Source organism: Methylomonas sp. TEB (assembly GCF_047777895.1).
Classification (GTDB): Bacteria; Pseudomonadota; Gammaproteobacteria; order Methylococcales; family Methylomonadaceae; genus Methylomonas.
Genome location: NZ_CP180476.1, coordinates 1,962,045 through 1,982,558 on the forward strand (window position 1 = coordinate 1,962,045; position 20,514 = coordinate 1,982,558).

The 20,514-nt window shown below is 51.1% G+C and carries 17 protein-coding genes and 3 tRNA genes; 18 read left to right on the forward strand and 2 right to left on the reverse strand.

The window, feature by feature from the left end:
* Positions 1–85: 85 nt before the first annotated feature.
* The 13 genes from ACMXD4_RS08820 to dnaE all read left to right on the forward strand — a co-directional run bounded on the left by ACMXD4_RS08820 (position 86) and on the right by dnaE (position 15,868).
* Positions 86–532, forward strand: a complete 447-nt coding sequence (locus tag ACMXD4_RS08820; RefSeq protein ID WP_026604268.1) for a hypothetical protein — start codon at positions 86–88, stop codon at positions 530–532.
* A 108-nt stretch (positions 533–640) separates the two neighbouring features.
* Positions 641–928 (forward strand): hypothetical protein, encoded by a 288-nt coding sequence (locus ACMXD4_RS08825; protein ID WP_216614735.1) that lies wholly within the window; start codon positions 641–643, stop codon positions 926–928.
* Positions 929–1,038: 110 nt separating this feature from the next.
* Entirely contained in the window at positions 1,039–2,631 is a 1,593-nt protein-coding gene (locus ACMXD4_RS08830; protein ID WP_171695802.1) for a hypothetical protein, read from the forward strand.
* Positions 2,632–2,693: 62 nt separating this feature from the next.
* On the forward strand, positions 2,694–5,018 hold the full coding sequence (gene rnr / locus ACMXD4_RS08835) for a ribonuclease R (RefSeq protein ID WP_171695801.1): 2,325 nt from the start codon (positions 2,694–2,696) through the stop codon (positions 5,016–5,018).
* On the forward strand, positions 5,015–5,758 hold the full coding sequence (rlmB, locus tag ACMXD4_RS08840; protein ID WP_171695800.1) for a 23S rRNA (guanosine(2251)-2'-O)-methyltransferase RlmB: 744 nt from the start codon (positions 5,015–5,017) through the stop codon (positions 5,756–5,758). Before rnr ends, rlmB begins: the two co-directional genes overlap by 4 nt.
* A 5-nt stretch (positions 5,759–5,763) precedes the next feature.
* Complete coding sequence (locus ACMXD4_RS08845; RefSeq protein ID WP_051669598.1) at positions 5,764–6,060, forward strand: c-type cytochrome; 297 nt, start codon at positions 5,764–5,766, stop codon at positions 6,058–6,060.
* A complete protein-coding gene (locus ACMXD4_RS08850) occupies positions 6,060–7,358 on the forward strand; it encodes an FCSD flavin-binding domain-containing protein (protein WP_415880504.1) in 1,299 nt (432 codons plus the stop codon). The genes ACMXD4_RS08845 and ACMXD4_RS08850 overlap by 1 nt, the downstream gene beginning before the upstream one ends.
* 203 nt (positions 7,359–7,561) lie before the next feature.
* On the forward strand, positions 7,562–9,898 hold the full coding sequence (gene bamA / locus ACMXD4_RS08855) for an outer membrane protein assembly factor BamA (protein WP_415880505.1): 2,337 nt from the start codon (positions 7,562–7,564) through the stop codon (positions 9,896–9,898).
* An 83-nt stretch (positions 9,899–9,981) separates the two neighbouring features.
* Positions 9,982–10,482: an OmpH family outer membrane protein gene (locus ACMXD4_RS08860; protein WP_020485707.1), complete on the forward strand. Its 501-nt coding sequence runs from the start codon at positions 9,982–9,984 to the stop codon at positions 10,480–10,482.
* A 105-nt stretch (positions 10,483–10,587) separates the two neighbouring features.
* The gene (gene fabZ / locus ACMXD4_RS08865; protein ID WP_033155210.1) at positions 10,588–11,037 is read left to right on the forward strand and encodes a 3-hydroxyacyl-ACP dehydratase FabZ; all 450 of its coding nucleotides are present in this window, start codon (positions 10,588–10,590) and stop codon (positions 11,035–11,037) included.
* Entirely contained in the window at positions 11,038–11,808 is a 771-nt protein-coding gene (lpxA, locus tag ACMXD4_RS08870) for an acyl-ACP--UDP-N-acetylglucosamine O-acyltransferase (protein WP_033155209.1), read from the forward strand. It begins immediately after the preceding gene.
* Complete coding sequence (rnhB, locus tag ACMXD4_RS08875) at positions 11,783–12,373, forward strand: ribonuclease HII (protein WP_171695799.1); 591 nt, start codon at positions 11,783–11,785, stop codon at positions 12,371–12,373. Before lpxA ends, rnhB begins: the two co-directional genes overlap by 26 nt.
* Before the next feature lie 6 nt (positions 12,374–12,379).
* Positions 12,380–15,868, forward strand: a complete 3,489-nt coding sequence (dnaE, locus tag ACMXD4_RS08880) for a DNA polymerase III subunit alpha (RefSeq protein ID WP_415880506.1) — start codon at positions 12,380–12,382, stop codon at positions 15,866–15,868.
* 155 nt (positions 15,869–16,023) lie between these two features.
* Here the strand turns inward: dnaE and ACMXD4_RS08885 are convergent, their stop codons facing one another.
* Together ACMXD4_RS08885 and ACMXD4_RS08890 are read right to left on the reverse strand one after the other, a co-directional pair.
* Entirely contained in the window at positions 16,024–16,419 is a 396-nt protein-coding gene (locus tag ACMXD4_RS08885; RefSeq protein ID WP_415880507.1) for a hypothetical protein, read from the reverse strand.
* A 513-nt stretch (positions 16,420–16,932) separates the two neighbouring features.
* Positions 16,933–18,117: an OmpA family protein gene (locus ACMXD4_RS08890; protein WP_205450609.1), complete on the reverse strand. Its 1,185-nt coding sequence runs from the start codon at positions 18,115–18,117 to the stop codon at positions 16,933–16,935.
* Between the two features lie 168 nt (positions 18,118–18,285).
* Between ACMXD4_RS08890 and ACMXD4_RS08895 the strand changes: the two genes are divergently transcribed.
* The 5 genes from ACMXD4_RS08895 (at position 18,286) to ACMXD4_RS08915 (ending at position 20,497) form a co-directional block, all read left to right on the forward strand.
* The gene (locus tag ACMXD4_RS08895) at positions 18,286–18,729 is read left to right on the forward strand and encodes a tetratricopeptide repeat protein (RefSeq protein ID WP_033155206.1); all 444 of its coding nucleotides are present in this window, start codon (positions 18,286–18,288) and stop codon (positions 18,727–18,729) included.
* Positions 18,730–18,735: 6 nt separating this feature from the next.
* The gene (gene gltX / locus ACMXD4_RS08900) at positions 18,736–20,142 is read left to right on the forward strand and encodes a glutamate--tRNA ligase (protein WP_415880508.1); all 1,407 of its coding nucleotides are present in this window, start codon (positions 18,736–18,738) and stop codon (positions 20,140–20,142) included.
* A 41-nt stretch (positions 20,143–20,183) separates the two neighbouring features.
* Positions 20,184–20,259: transfer RNA gene (locus ACMXD4_RS08905), tRNA-Ala, on the forward strand.
* Positions 20,260–20,280: 21 nt separating this feature from the next.
* A tRNA-Glu gene (locus ACMXD4_RS08910) sits at positions 20,281–20,356 on the forward strand.
* Between the two features lie 65 nt (positions 20,357–20,421).
* Positions 20,422–20,497 (forward strand) — tRNA-Glu (locus tag ACMXD4_RS08915).
* Positions 20,498–20,514 lie beyond the last annotated feature (17 nt).

Here is a 20,514-nt window from a genome sequence, read left to right on the forward strand (position 1 = left end):
TACACTGTTTGTAATATAATGGCGTTTACGCAGCGATAGTGGCGCATCGATTTGTATTTAAGGTTTTATAAAAATGGAGATTCTAATGTCAACCCAGTTTTTTCGATTTATTCCACTGTTGGCTCTAAGCCTAGGCGGACTGTTTTTCGTGTCTCCGGCGGCTGCGCAATCGCTAACATCCTGCACGATGACTTACAAGTTGAGCGGTTGGTCACTCGTTTATAAGCAATACGATGGCCTGGGTAATATCAGCTGCAGTAACGGACAGCGGGCGCAAGTTGCACTGGCGTCCAAGAGCATAGGTTTTACCATCGGTAAATCGGAAATCGAGGGGACCGGGGTGTTTTCCGAAGTTAGAAATCTGAATGAAATCTACGGCAGCTTTGTCGCCTTCGAAGGCCATGCCGGCGCCACCAAGTCGATAGACGGGCAATTGTTAACCCGAGGCGAAATTTCTTTGGCGCTGTCCGGCAAGGGTCGCGGTATAGACATTGGCGTGACCTTGGGCGCTTTGACTATCTCACCTAGATGATCGGTTTTTGCGTTGCCGGTGCTTACCGATAAGGTCTGGGATTTTGCTTATTATGTCGATGGTAGGTGACCCGTGCCGTTTGTAGTCCGAGATCAGACGGGGGCAATTGTGCAGCTGTGCGACAGCGGCGATGAGTGGCTGGATGTCGACCACCCGGAAGTAGTGGCATTCTTGCAGCAGGTCCCAAGTGATAAGGCAAGGGAAGCCTTGTCAGCTACCGATAACGATATGGTCAGGGTCATAGACGACTTGGTGGATTTACTGGTAGCCAATCAGGTGTTGATTTTTACCGAGCTTCCTGAGCGCGTGCAAACCAAGTTGTTGGCAAGGAAGCAACTCAGAAAGGATGTGAATGCCTTGCAAAATTTGATGGTAGACGATGAAGGGTTGTTCTAGGCAATGGTTGAGGGCTTAGCAACACAGCGCGCTGTTGGTTTTGTCGCCTATTGGGATGTTATCCTGAATAGTGAGCGATTCGCAGCACGTTCATCAATAATGGATGCTCTGTGAAAAACTCGTTTTTTCTGGTCATACCCCAGCAAAAAAATGATCCCCAATTGTCGGCGTCGTTTACCGACGATGCGCTACGGCAATGGATCGCGGAACTGCCGACGGCCAATCCCGGTCTGGCGGCGCGGCTGTTTTATGAGTTGTTAGGTGAATTAATTTCGGTGGAAATGCCGGCGGCGAAACGCTTGCATGCGTTGGAGTTACTCAGAGACAGCTTTTACTTGATCGACGATTATTTGCGCTCGCGGTTAATCAAGTTCGGTTTCCCAAAGGGTGAAAGCGAAAAAAAAATCTTCGGCTTGGCCTGCGCAATCGAAAGACAATTTACCATCGGCTATTGGAGCGTGGTCAAGGATTTGACCCGCCGCGAAATCGGTTGGTTGCAGGGTAAATCCACTGCGTTGGCGATACAGCGGACTATCCGGGGTTTGAGCCGTATTGTGATAAGTCATTACATGATGAGCTATCCGGTGCCGGATTGGATCTGGATCGATTTGCACTCGTTGTATAAACTCGCCGTGAAGCTGGATAAGGCGGGCTCCAAGGTGGCCGACCAGGGCGGTATATTCAGCAAACTGTCGTCAGTCGAAGACAGCTATAAACAAATATTGCTGTTAAGTTTGGCTTATCCATCCGGCTTGATGCAGAAAGAGTTTCAACTGGTTTATGAGTTTCTCGAGAAAATCAGCGATTTTCTGCAAATCGAAACCAAACCGGTAGCCGAACAAGCCGTGCAATGCGCGATTTTAATGGACGAAGACCTGCCGCCGGCTTTTTTGCTCGGCGGCACACAGACAGATCGCCGGTCGGACTCGGCCATGCTGTACCTGAATCTGACCAAGTTGGGTAAAGTCATCAAACAGGCGGACAAATTGTGCAGCAAGGAGGAGGCGCGTTTTAGTTCGCTGGAAGTCGATAAGAATAATCATCAAAAGCTATCTGCGGAACTGTTCGACTATCTGATGCAGCGCTGGCAAGGGAAGGAGCCGCAAGGGACGGTCTATTTTGCCGATAGGCTGGATAGATATGTGGCTATTGGTTTGGAAACGACCTATGATCTATTGGAAACCGGTAGGCCTGGTTTGGAAACCGGCCTGGAAATCCGGGCCGAGACAGACTCCGAACGCGCCTTGTCCTGTAATTTCCACAAGGAAGGCGTGTTGTCTATCGGCAGCTTGGTGAGTTTTCGTAAGATAGACGCGATGCCGCAACAACGTTCGCTCGGCGTGGTTTGCAAAATACTGCTCCCCAAGCAGGATTCCAAGCTGATATTCGAGGTGATGGTCATCGCCGCGCAAGCTTTCCCGGTGGCTTATCAGGCGCTTGAGGCGGATACCGATGCGGAGCGCAAGAAAGCCTTGATCTATGGCATAAGAGATAATGAAGGCGAAAAGAGCTTTATCATCATGGATTCTTTTCGCTTGAAAGACGGCGATTTATTGCGAATGTTCATGGGGCATGAAAATTTTCCCATTATTTTGAACGGCCGTAGAAATATCGGCTTGGGCTATTGGCAGTTCGAATGCCGGCGTATTCTGGACGACGTCGTTCCCACGCAGAACAAGAAGAAAGGCTATGATTTTATATAACAAAGACGATTGCCGCCCGGTTCCCACAGGGAATAGGCGGCAGAACCCAGCAAACAGACTCAATGACAGCAAATACCGATCAGACATCTGATTTTAATGCCCTCGTCGATCCGCACGCCCAGCGTGAGGCCGAAAAATACGAGAATCCCATCCCCAGTCGCGAGCTGATCCTCCAGCTTATTCAAGAAGCCGGCAAGCCGCTACGCCGCCAACAAATCGCCCAACAATTTGCCCTGGAAACGCCCGATGCCCTGGAGGCGCTGCGCCGCAGGCTGCGAGCCATGGAGCGCGACGGCCAGTTAAGTTTTAACAGCCGGCAAAAATATTGCCTGGGTTCCGGGGGTAACACAATCGCCGGACGGGTTTTGGGACATCCGGAAGGTTTCGGTTTCTTGAAACCCGACGACGGTAGCGAAGACCTGTTTTTGTCGCCACGGGAAATGAAGCCGCTGATGCCCAACGACCGAGTCATCGCGCGCGTGGCCGGCATTGATAGACGCGGTCGCCGCGAAGCGGCAGTGATTGAAATCAGTGAACGTAATACGCATCAAGTGGTCGGTCGGTTTTTTACCGAGGGCCGCGTGGCTTATGTGGTGCCGGATAACAAAAAAATTGCTCACGAAGTACTGATTGCCAAGGAAGACGTCGGCCATGCCAAACAAGGCCAGATCGTGGTCGCAGAGATAATTCAGCAGCCTAGCCAGCATTGCCAGCCCTTGGGCCGCATCATCGAAGTACTGGGCGCGCATATGGCACCTGGCATGGAAATCGAAATGGCGATTCGCTCTCACGATTTGCCCAATCAGTGGCCGGACCAGTTACTGGAAGAAATCAAGGTACTCACGCCGCAAGTGCCCGAGTCCGCCAAGCAGGGCAGGGAAGATATTCGCAAGTTGCCCTTGGTCACCATAGACGGCGAAGATGCCCGGGATTTCGACGATGCCGTCTACGCGCAGAAAACCCCAAAAGGCTGGAAGTTGTTGGTGGCGATTGCCGACGTCTCGCATTACGTAAAAGTCGATACAGCCTTGGATGCCGAAGCCAAAAACCGCAGTACCTCGGTATATTTTCCGGAAAAAGTCATTCCGATGCTGCCGGAGATACTGTCTAACGGTTTGTGTTCGTTGAACCCGGAAGTGGATCGTTTATGCATGGTCTGCGAATTACTGATCAACGAAGAAGGTAATGTCCTGCGTTCCCGGTTTTTTGAAGCTGTGATGCGCTCCCATGCGCGTTTGACCTATACCGACGTAGCAAAAATGCTGGTGGATGGCGATCAGAAGCTGGCAAAAAAATACGCCGCTTTGCTGCCACATTTACAGACTCTGTACGACTTGTACAAGGTGATGCGTAAGCAGCGCGAGTTGCGCGGGGCGATGGATTTCGACACCCAGGAGACCAAAATCGTCTTTGGGCCGGAGCGCAAAATCGCTGAAATCGTGCCTTTGCAGCGCAACGATGCCCATAAGCTGATCGAAGAATTTATGATTACCGCCAACACGGCAGCGGCGAAGTTTCTGAACAAGAAAAAAATGCCGCGCCTGCTGCGGATCCACGATGGCCCCGGCCCGGAAAAATTACTGGCACTGAAAACCTTTCTAGGCGAACTGGGTTTATTTCTGGGTGGTAAGGCGCAACCCACGCCATTGGATTACATGCATCTGCTGGAGTCGGTAAAGGAACGTCCCGACGCGCATTTGATTCAGACGATTTTGCTGCGCTCCATGTCGCAAGCCGTTTACAGCCCGGAAACCAAAGGCCATTTTGGCTTGGCGCTGGATGCCTATGCGCACTTTACTTCGCCGATCCGGCGCTATCCTGATTTGCTGGTGCATAGGGCGATCAGGCATTGTCTGGCCGGTAAGTCGGTTGATAGTTTTTATTACACGCATCCTGACATGGTGTTGTTGGGTGAGCATTGTTCGGCGAACGAGCGCCGAGCCGACGACGCCACCCGCGATGTGGTGAGCTGGCTGAAATGCGAATACATGATGGACAAGATCGGCGAAGAGTTCGACGGCGTGATTTCCGCCGTGACTGGTTTTGGCTTTTTCGTTGAATTGCAATCGATTTACGTGGAAGGCTTGGTGCATATCGCCTCCCTGGTACAGGATTATTTTGCCTTCGACGCCAGTAAACATCAGTTGTACGGCGAGCGTACCGGCGTACGTTACCGCTTGGGCGATATGGTGAAAATTCGCGTGGTGCGGGTTAATCTGGACGACAAGAAAATCGATTTTGAGTTGCTACAATCAGGTAAAAAAATCGCTAAGACCAAATCCTCTTCGGGCCGCAAAAAAGCCGAAGCCAGCGCTAAAGCGACGAAGTCGAATAAAGATAAAAAATCCTCAAGTAAGCCAAAAGCCAAAAAACGCCGTCGCTCATGAATTTAACCCAATTGTTTGGTATTCACGCGGTGCAAGCCGCGCTGGATTATTCACCGCAGAAAATTCGCCGAGCCTGGGTGGATAGTCAACGCCAGGATGTGCGCCTGAAGCAAGTGATAGACGATCTCGTCAAGCTGGGAATCAATCCGGAAAAAACCGAGCGTAAAAAGCTGGAAAAGATGGCCGACGGCAAGAATCACCAAGGCATCGTCGTCTCGGTCGAGTTGCCGGCGATGCGCAGCGAAGACCAGCTCAAACAAGACGTTGAAGCGCTAACCCAGACGCCGTTTTATCTGGTGCTGGATCAAGTGCAAGATCCGCACAATCTCGGCGCTTGTCTGCGTACCGCGGATGCCGTGGGTGCGCATGGCGTGATCGTCACTAAAGACAATGCCGCCGGTATCACGCCGACGGTTTGTAAAGTAGCCAGCGGTGCAGCGGAAACGGTGCCGGTGTATCAGGTCACCAATCTGGCCAGAGTTCTGCGCTGGTTGAAAGAGCAGAATATCTGGATCATGGGCGCGGCCGGCGAAGCTGAACAAACTGTGTTTCAGATGGAACTCGATATGCCTTTGGCGGTGGTGATGGGTACGGAAGGTACTGGCATGCGCCATCTGACCCGTCAGCATTGCGATTTTCTGGTGAAAATTCCTATGGCTGGACAGGTGGAAAGCCTGAACGTATCGGTGGCTGCTGGCGTATTGTTGTACGAAGTGTTTCGGCAGAAACTGCTTGCTTAAGCGGCATGAAGCGCATGGGCTATGTTTCGGCGGCGTTGCTTGCCAGCGCATTGAGCTCGATGGCTTATGCTGAAATCGATGCGAGAGCAATGGCCTTTAATTGCTGGAATTGTCACACCGATTCAAACTTAGATGCCCAAAGCTCAATCCCTTCGCTAAAAAATTTATCCGCTCAGCAGATCCAGCAGGCCTTGCTGGATTTTAAATACGACAAAAGGCCGGCCACATTGATGCCGCGTTTGGCTAAAGGTTACAGCGACACCGAGCTGGCGGCGGTTGCCGAGTATTTGAGTCGCCATTAATGACCGGATTATCCCGCAGACGTTTTTTACAAGGCTTTGCCGGAGTTGGGGCTGGTGTTCTTAGCGGTTGTGGCGGATTGCCGTTCTTTTCGGGTGCCAAAGCGCATGTCGTAGTGGTCGGTGGTGGCTTTGGCGGTGCGACGGCGGCGAAATATCTGCGCTTGCTGGATGAGAATATTCAAGTCACGCTGATCGAACCTAAAGCCAAATATATCACTTGCCCCGGCAGTAATTGGCTGTTTGCCGGTTTGGCGGGCCTCGACCAGTTGACGGTCGATTACCAGGCTTTGCAAGACAAATATGGAATCAAACTGTTAATTGATCGCGTCAGCAGTTTAGATGCTGGGCAACGGCGATTGCGATTGGCCGGCGGGCAGAGTGTGAGCTATGACAGGTTAATCATGTCGCCTGGCATCGATTTTCGCTGGGATGCGATGGCTGGTTACGATCAGGCCGCCGCGGAGCAATTTCCGCATGCTTGGCAGGCCGGTCCGCAGACCTTAATGCTGGCGCGGCAACTGCAAGCCATGCCGGACGGTGGGGTAGTGTTGCTAGCGGTGCCTGCCGATCCTTATCGATGTCCGCCCGGCCCTTACGAGCGGGCCAGTATGATGGCGTATTGGCTGAAACAGCATAAACCGCGTTCGAAAATACTCATCCTCGATGCCAAACGCAGCTTTTCCAAACAGGCTCTATTCGAAGCCGGCTGGACCAAGCATTACGGTTACGGCACCGCCAATAGCCTGATCGAGTGGCATAGCTTGGCAGATAATCCTTTACTTGAACTGGATAAGCCGAATAGGGTGCTGACTAGCGAATTCGGCGACCGATTCCGGGGCGACGTGTTGAACATCATTCCGCCGCAAACGGCTGCGTATATCGCTTTGCAGCAGGGCTTGGCCGATAGCACCGGTTGGTGTCCGGTTCGGCCGCTGACCGGCCAATCGTTATTTGACGACTTTATCCATGTCATTGGCGACGCTGCGCATTATGCGCCTATCCCTAAGTCTGCTTTTGCCGCTAATTCCGAAGCTAAAGCGTGTGCGCTGGCGGTGACGAGCTTGCTTAATCAGACCCCCGTCCCCGAAGCACATTGGCTGAATACCTGCTATAGCCTGATCGCGCCTGACCACGGTATCTCCGTGGCCGGTGTTTACAAACTGGATGCAGCCGATGCGATTGCGCCGGTGAAAGGCGCCGGTGGAGTAAGTGCGCGAGCCGATGCCCAAGTTGCCGCTGCGGAAGCGGATTACACGCGAGCCGTTTATCGGAACTTGATTGCCGATACGTTTGGTTGACTTGATGTTTTGATCAAAAATATTTTATTTCAATAGCTTGCATTGGATTTTTGTAATTTTTTTTGAATTGTTTTTCCTTGCAATTGAAACTGAATAAGAAAGCAATTTTTCGGCCAGTATTTACGAGTATTTACCATTGAAGGCGCGGGAATCCGAAAACAGCGTGTTACAATCGCGCCTGTTCATTTTCCATGGTTGACTGCGTGAAGAAAAACCCACTATTACAAATACTGTTGCTGAGTATGCTGTCCGGCAAGGCCGCTCATGCAAGCAGCTTTGTAGTTGAGGATATTCAGGTCAAGGGCTTACAAAGAATTTCCGCCGGTACCGTCTACAACTATTTGCCGGTTAATGTTGGCGAAACCTTTTCCGAAGACAAGCAAGCCGCGGCGATCAGGGCTTTATTCAATACCGGATTTTTCAAGGATATATCGCTGGAACGCGATGGCGGCACGCTGGTGGTGAATGTGGTCGAGCGGCCTTCGGTAGCGAAAGTGGTTATCGAAGGCAACAAAGACATTAAAAAGGAAGATTTAACCGAAGCCTTGAAAAAAATCGGCTTGGCGGAAGGCAAGGTTTACAACAAGCAAATCCTGGACAAGGTCGAACAAGAGCTACGCCGACAATATTTCAGCCATGGTAAATACGGCCTGAAAATTAAAACCGAAGTTTCGGAATTGACGCGCAACCGGGTCGGCATTCATATCGATATTTCCGAGGGCCGGGTTGCCAAGATCAAGCAAATCAATATCGTCGGCAGCAAATCCTTTGCTAACGATGTGTTGCGGAAAGAGTTTGAATTAAGCACCACCAACTTCCTGTCTTTTTATTCCAAAGACGACCAATATTCCAAACAAAAGCTGTCTGCTGATTTGGAAAAGCTGCGTTCATTTTATCTTGATCGCGGTTATATCAATTTCTCCATTGAATCCACTCAGGTTGATATTACGGCCGATAAGAAGGAAATTTACATCACCATCAACGTCAGGGAAGGCGACGTGTACACCTTGGAAAAGGTCAAATTGTCCGGTGAATTGATCGTGCCGCCTGAAGAGTTGATCAAGTTGGTTAAAGTCGGACCGGGTGAGATATTCTCCCGGAAAAACGCCACGGAAACCTCCAAATCCATTTCGGATCGCCTGGGTGACGAAGGCTATACCTTTGCCAACGTGAATATGGTGCCGGAGATTAACGAGCAGCAAAAGACCGTGGCGATGACCTTTTTTGTTGATCCTGGCAAGCGTGTGTATGTGCGGCGCATCAACGTCAAAGGTAACACCAAGACCCGTGACGAAGTGATTCGCCGGGAAGCCCGGCAAATGGAGTCCAGTTGGGCGGCCAGCAGCAAGATTGAACGGACCAAGACCCGTCTGGATAGATTGGGTTATTTTGAGGAAGTGGGTGTGGAAACGCCGCCTGTGGTCGGTTCGGCCGATCAGATCGACGTTAATTACACGATCAAGGAGAAAGCCTCCGGTAACTTGCAGGCCGGTGTCGGTTACTCCCAGGTGCAAGGAATTATCTTTAACGCCAACGTGTCGCAAGACAATATCTTCGGTACCGGTAAGCGGGTGGATTTCGCGTTCAACAACAGTAGTATTTTGACACGTTACAACCTGGGCTTTTCAGATCCTTATTACACGCTGGATGGCGTGGCGATGGGCTACAACCTGGGTTACACCTCTCGAAATGCCTACGCGGCTAACTTGGCGGCTTACAATACAACCATTACAAACGCCGGTATCAACTTTGGTATCCCGTTGAACGAGTTCGACAGAATCGGTTTTGATATTGATCTAAAGCGCACCGAGATCGAAAACACCACCTTGTCTTCGGACACGATTCTAAAATTCCTAGGGTTTAAAAAGGGCGACGACATTTCTGCAATCCGGTCGAAAAGCTTTGATACGCTGTCAACTTCCGTCGGTTGGACTCACGATACCTTAGATAGAGCCACCTTCGCTCATAGCGGTGGTCAGCAAAGACTGTCCGGATTGATAACCGTACCCGGTAGTGATTTGGAATATTTCAAAGTCGGCTATAAACATCAGCATTATTTTCCCTTGTCCAACGACTTTACCTTCCGCTTGTTAGGTGAGGTGGCGCATGGCGGTAGCTACGGTGGTAGTTCCGGCTTGCCGTTTTTTGAAAACTATTTTGCCGGTGGTACCGGTGACGTTCGCGGTTTTATGCAAAATACCTTGGGTGTCATTGACCAAAACGAAATCAATACCGCCAATACCTACAATCGACCCATCGGGGGCTCCACAAAGCTGATTGGCAAGGCCGAGCTGTTTTTCCCTGTGCCGTTCTTAAGCGATATGAAATCGGTGAGAATTGGCTCATTTGTTGACGCCGGCACGCTGGCGCCCGGACTTAGTACCGGCGATTTGCGCAAGTATTTCCGTTATTCGGTGGGCTTGTCTGGGGAATGGTTGTCGCCGTTTGGGGCCTTGGCAGTGAGTGTTGCCCAGCCCCTGAATTCGGAGAGTACCGACAGAACTCAAGCCTTCCAGTTCACCTTCGGCTCGGGATTTTAGTTTAGTTTGAGCCTGTTTTGCCCTATAATCGCTTTTGCGTTCTGTCTTAAACTCAAAAAAATTAACCGGAGATGGTTTTGACCATGAAAAATAGAATTTCTTTGTTTCTAATGCTGATGATTTTTGCTGGCGTGAGTCACGCAGAGCTGAAAATCGGTTTTGTCAATGTGGCGAAGGTTTTGGAAAAAGCGCCACAAGCCGCCAAAGCAAAAACGCGCTTGGAAACTGAATTTTCACCAAGAGACAAAGCGCTGGTTTCTCAGCAAAAAGAGATTAAATCGCTGGAAGAAAAGTTGGGCCGAGACACTGCGGTAATGGGCGAAGAAGAGCGTCATAGAATCGAAAAAGACATTCTGGACAAAAAACGCGACGCGGCTCGTGCACAACAAGAGTTCAGCGAAGATTTCAACATGCGTAGAAACGAAGAGTTGGGCAATCTGCAAAAACGCATCGTAGAAGCAGTAAGAGCGTTAGCCAAAGAAGAGTCTTTTGATCTGTTGCTGACCGACGGTGTTATTTACGCCAACGATCAAATTGATGTTACCAGCCGCGTTCAGCAAAAACTGGAAAACTTGTCGCAATAAGATTTTCCCCGATGCTTCCTGATTGAGGGAGCATGCAGCACTTAAGTTGGGGAGTTCCTGGTCTAAGCGAACTTCCCGCTTCCCCTCATTTCGCACAGAATACTCATGGCCGGCACACTCGATATTTTACAAATTCAGGAACTCTTGCCACATCGCTATCCTTTCTTGCTGGTAGACAGGGTGCTTGACTGCGAGCCGGGCGTGCGTTTGCTGGCTGTGAAAAACGTGACCTTTAACGAGCCGTTTTTTCAAGGCCATTTTCCGAGTCAGCCTATCATGCCTGGTGTGTTGATCATGGAAGCCCTAGCGCAAGCTACTGCGCTACTGACGTCGCAAAGCAACGATCAATTGGGCAAAGGCACGATTTATTACTTGGCGGGCATCGATAACGCCCGCTTCAAAAAGCAAGTTGTTCCCGGTGACCAATTGCGTCTGGAAGTGACTTACATCAAACACAAGCGTCACCTCTGGTCCTTCGATTGCCGTGCGGAAGTAGATGGTGAACTTGCCGCGAGTGCGCAAATCATGTGTGCGGCCGTGGCCGCAGAGGCATAAATGATAGATCCCAGAGCGGTTGTGCATATCAATGCCGAATTGGCGGACGACGTTAAAGTCGGGCCGTTCTCGGTTATTGGCCCGGATGTGCAGATAGATTCAGGTACCGAGATTGGGCCGCATGTGGTGATTAAAGGTCCTACCGCCATCGGCAAGGATAATACGATCTACCAATTCACCTCGATAGGCGAAGACCCGCAAGATAAAAAGTACGCCGATGAAATCACCCGTCTGGAAATCGGCGACCGCAATGTAATACGCGAATTTTGTACGATGCACCGTGGCACGCAGCAAGATCGAGGATTGACGTTGATCGGCAGCGATAATTTGTTCATGGCTTACACCCACGTGGCGCACGATTGCGAAATTGGCGATCATGTGATCATGGCGAATGGCGCCTCGATTGCCGGGCATGTGCATTTGGGTGATCATGCTATTTTGGGCGGTTTTACCTTGGTGCATCAATTTACCAAAATCGGCGAATACAGTTTTTCGGCGATGGGTAGCGCAATCACTCAAGACATTCCGCCATATGTGATGGTCGGTGGCAGGCCCACTCGCCCGCACGGGATCAATTCGGTGGGTATGGAGCGTAACGGCGTGCCGCCGGAAGTGATTCGGCAGATTCGCAAAGCCTATAAGATCCTCTATAAAAACAATCTGCGTCTGGAAGACGCCATCGAAGAAATGGAAGATATGGCCGGCGAAAGTAACGAACTTTCCAATATGGTCAGCTTTCTACGTAATGTCACACGCGGTATCCTCCGATAACCCCCCACGCATAGCCGGTATCGACGAAGTTGGCCGCGGCTGCATAGTCGGGCCGGTGGTCGCCGCTGCGGTAATTCTCGATCCACTCAGACCCATCGCGGGTTTAACAGATTCCAAAAAACTTACCGAAAAGAAACGCAAGCTGCTGGCCGAGCAGATCAAGAGCAATGCCTTGTGTTGGGCCGTTGCCCGGGCTGAAGCTAGCGAAATTGATACTATCAACATTCTGCAAGCGACGATGGTGGCGATGCAACGGGCGGTATCACAACTCGAATATCGCCCGGATGCGGTCAAGGTGGACGGCAATCGGCTACCGGTAGTGGATATACCGGGCGAAGCTATCGTACAAGGCGATTTGCTGGTTGCGGAAATTTCCGCCGCCTCGATCCTAGCCAAAGTCGCCCGCGATGAGGAAATGCAGACGCTGGATAGGCTGTATCCCGGTTATGCTTTTGCTATCCACAAAGGCTATCCTACCCAGCAGCATTTAGCAGCTTTACAACAGCTTGGGATTAGCCCGCAGCATCGAAAATCGTTTGCTCCTGTTAAAAAGTATCTTGTTTAAACAGCCATGACGCCGAGTTTTGTTCATCTTCGTATTCATACTGAGTTCTCCCTGGTTGACGGTATCGTCAGAATCAAGCCCTTGGTGAAGAAACTGGCTGAGTATCAAATGCCGGCCGCCGCGATTACCGAACAAAGCAATTTGTTCTCGCTGGTTAAATTCTATAAAGCGGCGCAGGGTGCCGGCATCAAACCCTTGATCGGCGCCGATGCGCTGATTTTCAATCCTGACGAGCCGGCCTCGCCGTTTCGCCTGACTATGTTGGCCCGCAATCAAAAAGGCTATGTGACGTTGACCGAGCTGATTTCCAGAGGCTACCAGGAAGGGCAGCACCAAGGGATACCGATGCTGCACAAAGACTGGATTGCCGAGAATCATGAGGGTTTGATCGTGTTATCGGGAGCGATGGATGGTGACGTCGGCCAAGCTTTGCTGGCGGAAAATGCCGAGCAAGCCAAACGCTGTGCCGAATATTGGCGGGATTTGTTTCCAAACAGTTTTTACCTGGAATTGCAGCGGGTCGGTAAAACGGACGAGGAGCGTTACATTAAACTCGCGGCGGATTTGGCTTCCGAACTGGAATTGCCGGTCGTCGCCACCAACGATGTGCGCTTTATCGGTAAAAACGACTTCGATGCGCATGAAGTGAGGGTCTGTATCCATCAGGGCCGGGTGCTGGACGATAGCCGCCGGCCGAAAAATTATACCGCCCAGCAATATTTGCGTACCGCCGAGGAAATGGCCGAATTGTTTGCCGATATTCCGGAGGCCTTGGCCAATAGTGTGGAAATTGCCAAACGCTGCAATGTCGAATTGACCCTGGGCGAAAACTATTTGCCCGATTTCCCGGTGCCTGAAGGCATGACTCTGGACGACTATTTCAAGCATGCTTCGCGCCAGGGCCTGGAAGAACGACTCGTTCAATACCCGCCGGTAGGCAAGGGCAGCTTCGCGGAAAACCGCAAAGTCTATGACGAAAGATTGGAAGTTGAGCTGAACGTGATCACCCAAATGGGTTTTCCCGGCTATTTCATGATTGTTGCCGACTTTATCCAGTGGGCCAAGAACAATGCGATACCGGTAGGGCCGGGGCGGGGTTCCGGTGCAGGTTCTTTGGTGGCGTATGCGTTGAAGATTACCGACCTTGATCCCATCGAATTTGATTTGCTGTTTGAACGGTTCTTGAACCCGGAGCGGGTATCGATGCCCGACTTTGATATCGACTTTTGCATGGAACGCCGCGATGAGGTCATCGATTACGTGGCCCGTCACTATGGCCGCGATCATGTATCGCAGATTATTACCTACGGCTCGATGGCGGCCAAGGCGGTGATTCGCGACGTGGGGCGGGTGATGGGTCACGCCTACGGTTTTGTGGACAGGCTGGCAAAATTGATTCCCTTTGAGATCGGCATGACACTGGATAAGGCCTTGCAAGACAGCGCGGAATTGAAGGCGTTGTACGACACCGAGGAAGAGGTCAAAGCGCTGATCGATATGGCGCGTTCGCTGGAAGGCATCTCCCGGAATGCCGGTAAACACGCCGGTGGTGTGGTGATTTCGCCGACCAAACTCACCGATTTCAGCCCTTTGTATTGCGAGCAGGGCGGCGGCAATCTGGTCACGCAGTTTGATAAGGACGATGTCGAAGCGGTAGGCTTGGTTAAATTCGACTTCCTGGGTTTGCGAACCTTGACGATCATTGATTGGGCGCTGCAAACCATCAATCGCCAGCGCGCGCAACGCGGTGAAGAGCCGGTGGATATAAGCCAGATTCCGCGCGACGACATGCCCAGCTATGAATTATTAAAAAATGCCCAGACTACCGCGGTGTTTCAGCTCGAGTCGCGTGGCATGAAGGAGTTGATCAAAAAACTAAAGCCCGATTGCTTCGACGACATTATCGCGCTGGTGGCATTATTCCGTCCGGGCCCCTTGGAATCGGGCATGGTAGACGACTACATCAACGTTAAGCACGGCGCCAAGGCTGAATATGCGCATCCCTTGCTGGAACCGATTTTAAAACCCACCAATGGCGTTATTCTGTATCAGGAGCAGGTGATGCAGATTGCCCGGGAATTGGCCAGTTACACCTTGGGTGGCGCCGATATGTTGCGGCGGGCGATGGGTAAGAAAAAACCGGAGGAAATGGCCAAGGAGCGGGAAAAATTCATGTCGGGCGCGGTAGCGAACCAGATCGATGCCGCGATCGCGACTTATGTTTTCGACCTGATGGAGAAGTTTGCCGGCTACGGTTTCAACAAATCGCATTCAGCGGCTTACGCTTTGGTTGCGTATCAGACCGCCTGGTTGAAGGCGCATTATCCGGCCGCGTTCATGGCGGCGGTGATGTCGTCGGATATGGATAACACCGACAAAGTGGTGGTTTTGATCGACGAATGCCGGGAGATGAAGCTGGAGATTTGCCCGCCGGACATTAATGTTTCCGACTTTCGTTTTACGGTAAACGACCAGGGTCAGATTGTTTATGGTATCGGCGCGATCAAGGGTGTCGGCGAAAATGCGATTGAAGATTTATTAAAGGAACGGGCTGCCAACGGCGCGTTTGCGGGCTTGTACGATCTGTGCAAGCGTGTCGATTTGCGCAAGGTCAATCGCCGGGTCCTGGAAGCATTGATCAGAGCCGGAGCGCTGGATACTATCGATCCAAATCGTGCGGCGCATCTCGCTGAATTGACTACCGCCTTGCGAGTGGCCGAACAACACGGAAAAATGGCGTTGGCCGGTCAAAACGATCTATTCGGTTTGGCGGTACAAGTGGAAGTCAGCGACGGTGAAGCGGAAGCTTATTCCACCGTGGTCGAGCCGTGGACCGAAAAAGAAAAGCTGGAAGCGGAAAAGCAGACTTTGGGTCTGTTTCTGACCGGCCATCCCATCGCCGAATATCTGCCGGAATTAAAACATATCACCCACGGCTCGCTCGCCAGTCTGGAAGTCGATGCCGGCCGGTCCAGAGGTAAAATGGAAGCGCGTGTTGCCGGCCTGATCGTGGAAATGCGTACCCGGCAAACCAAGCAAGGCAAGATGATGGGCTTTGCAACGCTGGACGACCGTACCGGCCGGCTGGAAGTGGCGGCCTTCAGCAATATATACGACAAATACCGTAACCTGCTCAGCAAAGACACGATTCTGATTGCCGAAGGTTCATTGGCAATGGACGACTTTACCAACAGTCTTAGGATGACTGCCGAGAAGCTCTACAGTATGGAAGAAGCGCGCGAATTATATGCCCGCGGCATTACATTAACGATAGACCTGGCCAATGGCGGCCTGCCGCCGGGTTGGCTGGCAAATCTACAGACCACACTGACGCCATTCTGCGGCGGTCAATGTCCAATCCAAATCGAGTACCGCACTGCGGCCAACAAAGCCATCCTGCAATTGGGCGACGACTGGCGCGTGCGCCCAATCGATGAACTCCTGATCCGCCTGCGTCGCTTGCTGTCTAACGAAACGGTGTTGGTCAGGTATTGACCTAACAGTTGAGGGGCCGGTATTTATGGGTGCTGAGTGGATAAACTGAGTTCGACGAATACCCGCCAAAGCAAACAAAAGTGCCCAATCGCAAATGTCCAAACAAAAACAGGCTTAGGGTGCGATGAGTTTACGAATCTTGCCAGTAGCGATACTCATGCTGTCTGCCACTTAACACCGCATTTGAACCCGCTTCCGTCATAGAAAGCTTTCGCGGTTTGCAGCGTGGTGCAAAGATCCATGACCCAATTGCTTGGGTAGTCACCTAACTGACCACCAACTACCAACTGACTAGTTGGCATACTTGAGCGATCAGGATCGATTAGCGTTGGGAAAGATTGGTTTTTGATAGAACCGGTTAGAACGTAGCGACCAGAACCGCCGCCGATGCAAAGATAGGTTTCGGTATTATTCTTTTCTGGGTAGAGATATAGGTCGTTTAGGTTTTCGTTGTTCAGCGCGCGAATAGCAGATTCGATTTCTGACCAAGTGGGGCTCTCAATAATCTTGTCGCGTTCGTGTGCGCTACCCCAGTCAGAGATCGTGAGCATTGCTATCGGCATTCGGCTGGCGCCCAACGTGACGCTAATCCTACTGTATTGATTAGCGGAATATTTTCACTTCTGTATATCATTCGATGAAGGTTAGTCATAGCTGGTTATGAACAAGTTTCCGTGATTGAACCAGATTGGGTGATAAGCCGCAACGGGTCGAGCTCGACCACTGAAAACAAAATATGCCAAAGCGTTACACCTTTAATAGCCCGTTCGCGTTTGCGGCCATCTTGAATTTGTTGCGCGCTTTGGTTACACGCCAAAAATCCAAATTAGGCATATCAAAAATTTTCGCATGGACTGGCGAAATTCTGGAATGTCCGATTTCAGGTAATTTATAGTCATCCCATGGTTTCGTGTACTTAACTTGCAGATACGAGGTTGATGCTTCGATAAATTGACAATTACGCTACGCAACACAAATATACGCCGGCAGTGGATTGGACCGAGCTGGACATAAAAAAGGGAGGCCTGGGCCTCCCTGGTTTCGTTAAGCTGGAAGCTTATCGTTTAGCGGTCGGTACGTTTGTATTCGACACGGCGGTTGTAGGCACGGCCTTCGTCGGTTTCATTAGTATCGACGGGTTTGGACTCGCCGAAGCCAACCGCTGTCAGGCGTTTGCCTTCCACGCCTTGTTTGATCAACTCGGCTTTGACCGCATTGGCTCTGCGCTCGGAAAGCTTTTGGTTGTAAGCATCTTTACCGTAACTATCGGTGTGGCCCTGAATCTCTATGGTCAAACCTGGGTTCATTTTCATGACTTCCACGGCGTTTTGGATCAGCGGGCCGTATTTGGCTTTGACGTCGGATTTGTCGAAATCGAACAGTAGGCCGCGGAACGCCCAGCAACCGTCTTTATCGACGATAGCGCCTTTAGGGGTGTCAGGGCATTTATCGGCACAGTTGCTTACGCCGTCTTTGTCGTCGTCTTGGGTTGAGCAATCGGCCACTTTGGGTGTGCCTGCTTTCAAGAAGACGTTTTTAACGAAATCACTCATGCCTTTGGCGCTGGTGATTGCTTCGGCAGTAGTCGAGAATCCGCAACCCGATGCATTGGCGAGGTCTTGCAGCACCGCTTGCCCGGCCACATCTTGGTCATTACCGACCCAGACTGTGTAAATGCATAGCTTGTCTCCGTATTGGGATTTAAGTGCTTCGGCAGTCGGTAGCGGCGAGACTTCCTCGATACCGTCGCTTAAAACGATTAAGGCAATATTGCCGGGAGCAGAGGTGATGTCTTTGCCGGACTCGCTTAGCGCCGTGGCCAGTGGGGTGCCGCCGCTAGAGCATTGTAGAGAGGTAATTGCAGTTTCGAAACCGGCCTGAGTGTAATTTTGCACGGCTTGGTTGAGATAAGTTGAGCCCCAAGACAGGCATGGGCCAAAACCGAAGCTGCGCAAACCGGATGTCAGCGGCATAACCGGAATGGATTTGTTAAACTTGTTGAGCAGATTTTTTTCGACATCCAGCTTGGTGCCGCTGTAATCCGCAGAATTTACATAGGTACGGCTCATGGATGAAGACGAATCATTAATCACGAAAAAGCTGTTGGTTTTTTGTACCAGTTTTCCGGATTTAACCAGCGCGTTAAGGTCTTCAGGCTGGAAAGCCTGGAAATTATTGCTCGACTGCGTCGCGCAACCGGAAAGCAGCGCTCCGGCTAGAGCGGCCGTGAATAAAAGGTTTCTTTTCATGTATGGATTCTCCAGGTTATTGTTCTGCATCGACAAGGCCTAGCGTACCGCCTTGGTGTCTTAAGTCTAACATCAATCCCTTATTTTTAAATAGTGCGTTCATCTTAGCCGGGCGCCGTGAAATAATGCCGGTTTGTTTTTAATCCTTAGGCTTCCTTGGAGAATGTAATGGGCAAGATTTTATTTTTCTGTGCGATGTTTTTACTTGCCAGTGCGGTAAAGGCTGACAGCGTGAAAGAAATGGCTGAGCAGGGGAATGCGCAGGCTCAAGCCAAGTTGGCATCGCTGTATTTACTGGGCCGAGAGGGTTTCGAGAAGGACGAGCACAAGGCCGCGGAGTGGATGGAAAAGGCGGCGAATCAAGGTTTGCTTGATGCTCAGGTGGTGATGGGTGCGATGTATGATCGAGGCATGGGTGTGAATAGCGACAGAGATAAGGCTACCGATTGGTACGAAAAAGCCGCTAAACAAGGACATGCCACCTCGCTGGCGATTCTGGGCAGAAACGATGCAGCGAAAGGCAGCGTGCAATTTAATTATCAGGCGATGCGTTTAAACGCCTCTCGCTCCATTCCCGGCGAATATGCCAAGAAATTTTTAACAACTAAATAATTGACGATGAGTATTAGAACCCGCTTTGCCCCCAGTCCCACCGGTTATTTACATGTTGGTGGTGCCAGAACCGCTTTGTTTTCGTGGTTGTATGCGCGCAAACACGGTGGCAAATTTATTTTGCGAATCGAGGATACCGATCTTGAACGTTCCAGCCAGGAGTCGGTGAATGCCATTCTGGAAGGCATGACTTGGTTAGGCTTGGAATATGACGAGGGGCCGTTCTATCAGACCCATCGTTTTGATCGATACAAAGAAGTCATTCAGCAATTGCTGGCGCAGGGCGATGCCTATTATTGCTACTGCAGTCGCGAAGAGTTGGAAGCTTTGCGCGAGCAGCAAATGGCTAACAAGGAAAAGCCGCGTTACAACGGCAAGTGCCGGCATGGCGTTGAAAATCCGCAAGGCGAGCGGGTGGTGCGCTTTAAGAACCCGGAGCAGGGCGAAGTGATTATCGACGATTTAGTAAAAGGCCGCATCGTCGTTGCCAACAAGGAACTGGATGATCTCATTATTGCCCGTTCCGACGGCACCCCGACCTATAACCTGACGGTAGTAGTCGACGATATGGATATGGGAGTTACTCATGTAATACGCGGTGACGATCATGTTAACAATACACCCAGGCAGATTAATATTCTGAAAGCCTTGGGCGCGCAATTGCCTGTGTATGCGCATGTGCCGATGATTTTAGGTTCCGACGGTGCAAGATTGTCCAAACGCCATGGCGCGGTCAGCGTGATGCAGTACCGCAATGACGGGTATTTACCCGAGGCTTTGTTGAACTATCTGGTGCGCTTGGGTTGGTCGCACGGTGATCAGGAATTGTTTTCCTTGGAAGAAATGGTGGCCTTGTTCGAGTTGGAAAAAGTCAATGTTTCCGCGTCCACGTTCAATACCGAGAAGTTGGTGTGGTTGAATCACCAGTACATTATGAATGGTGATCCGGCACATGTTGCTAGGCACTTGGCTTGGCATATGGGGGAGCGTGGTATCGATCCGACCAGCGGCCCGGCGCTGGCGGATGTGGTTAAAGCGCAGCGCGAGCGATGCAAAACTCTGGTGGATATGGCCGCCGAGAGCGAATACTTTTACAAGGAATTCGACGCTTACGAAGAAAAAGCCGCCAAGAAGAATTTCAAAGCGGGCGTGGACGATGTATTGCAACACTTACTGGTGCAATTTTGCGCTATCGGCGAATGGGAAGCGTCAGGCCTTCATCAAGTGGTATTGGACAGCGCGGAGCAGTTGCAACTTAATCTGGGTAAGGTTGCGCAGCCCTTGCGCGTTGCGGTTTGTGGCAGCGGCGTATCGCCGGCTATTGATCTGACTTTGGCTCTATTAGGCAGAGAGAAAACCTTGCACAGAATAGAGCGAGCGATCAGATATATAAAGAATGTAGAAAATTCCTAGACAAAGCTCTGAAAATCCGTATAATACGAGGACTCAACTACGGGGCCATAGCTCAGCTGGGAGAGCGCTTGCATGGCATGCAAGAGGTCAGGAGTTCGATCCTCCTTGGCTCCACCAAAGTAGTTGATTTAGTCCTGAGTCCCCATCGTCTAGTGGCCTAGGACACCGCCCTTTCACGGCGGTAACCGGGGTTCGAACCCCCGTGGGGACGCCAACTTGGCTAAAGTCGGTTAAGCCGGCACTTCTTGTTGAAGAAGTCATTCTGAAAAAATAGTCTTAGTCCCCATCGTCTAGTGGCCTAGGACACCGCCCTTTCACGGCGGTAACCGGGGTTCGAACCCCCGTGGGGACGCCATAAATTCTTAAAGTTAT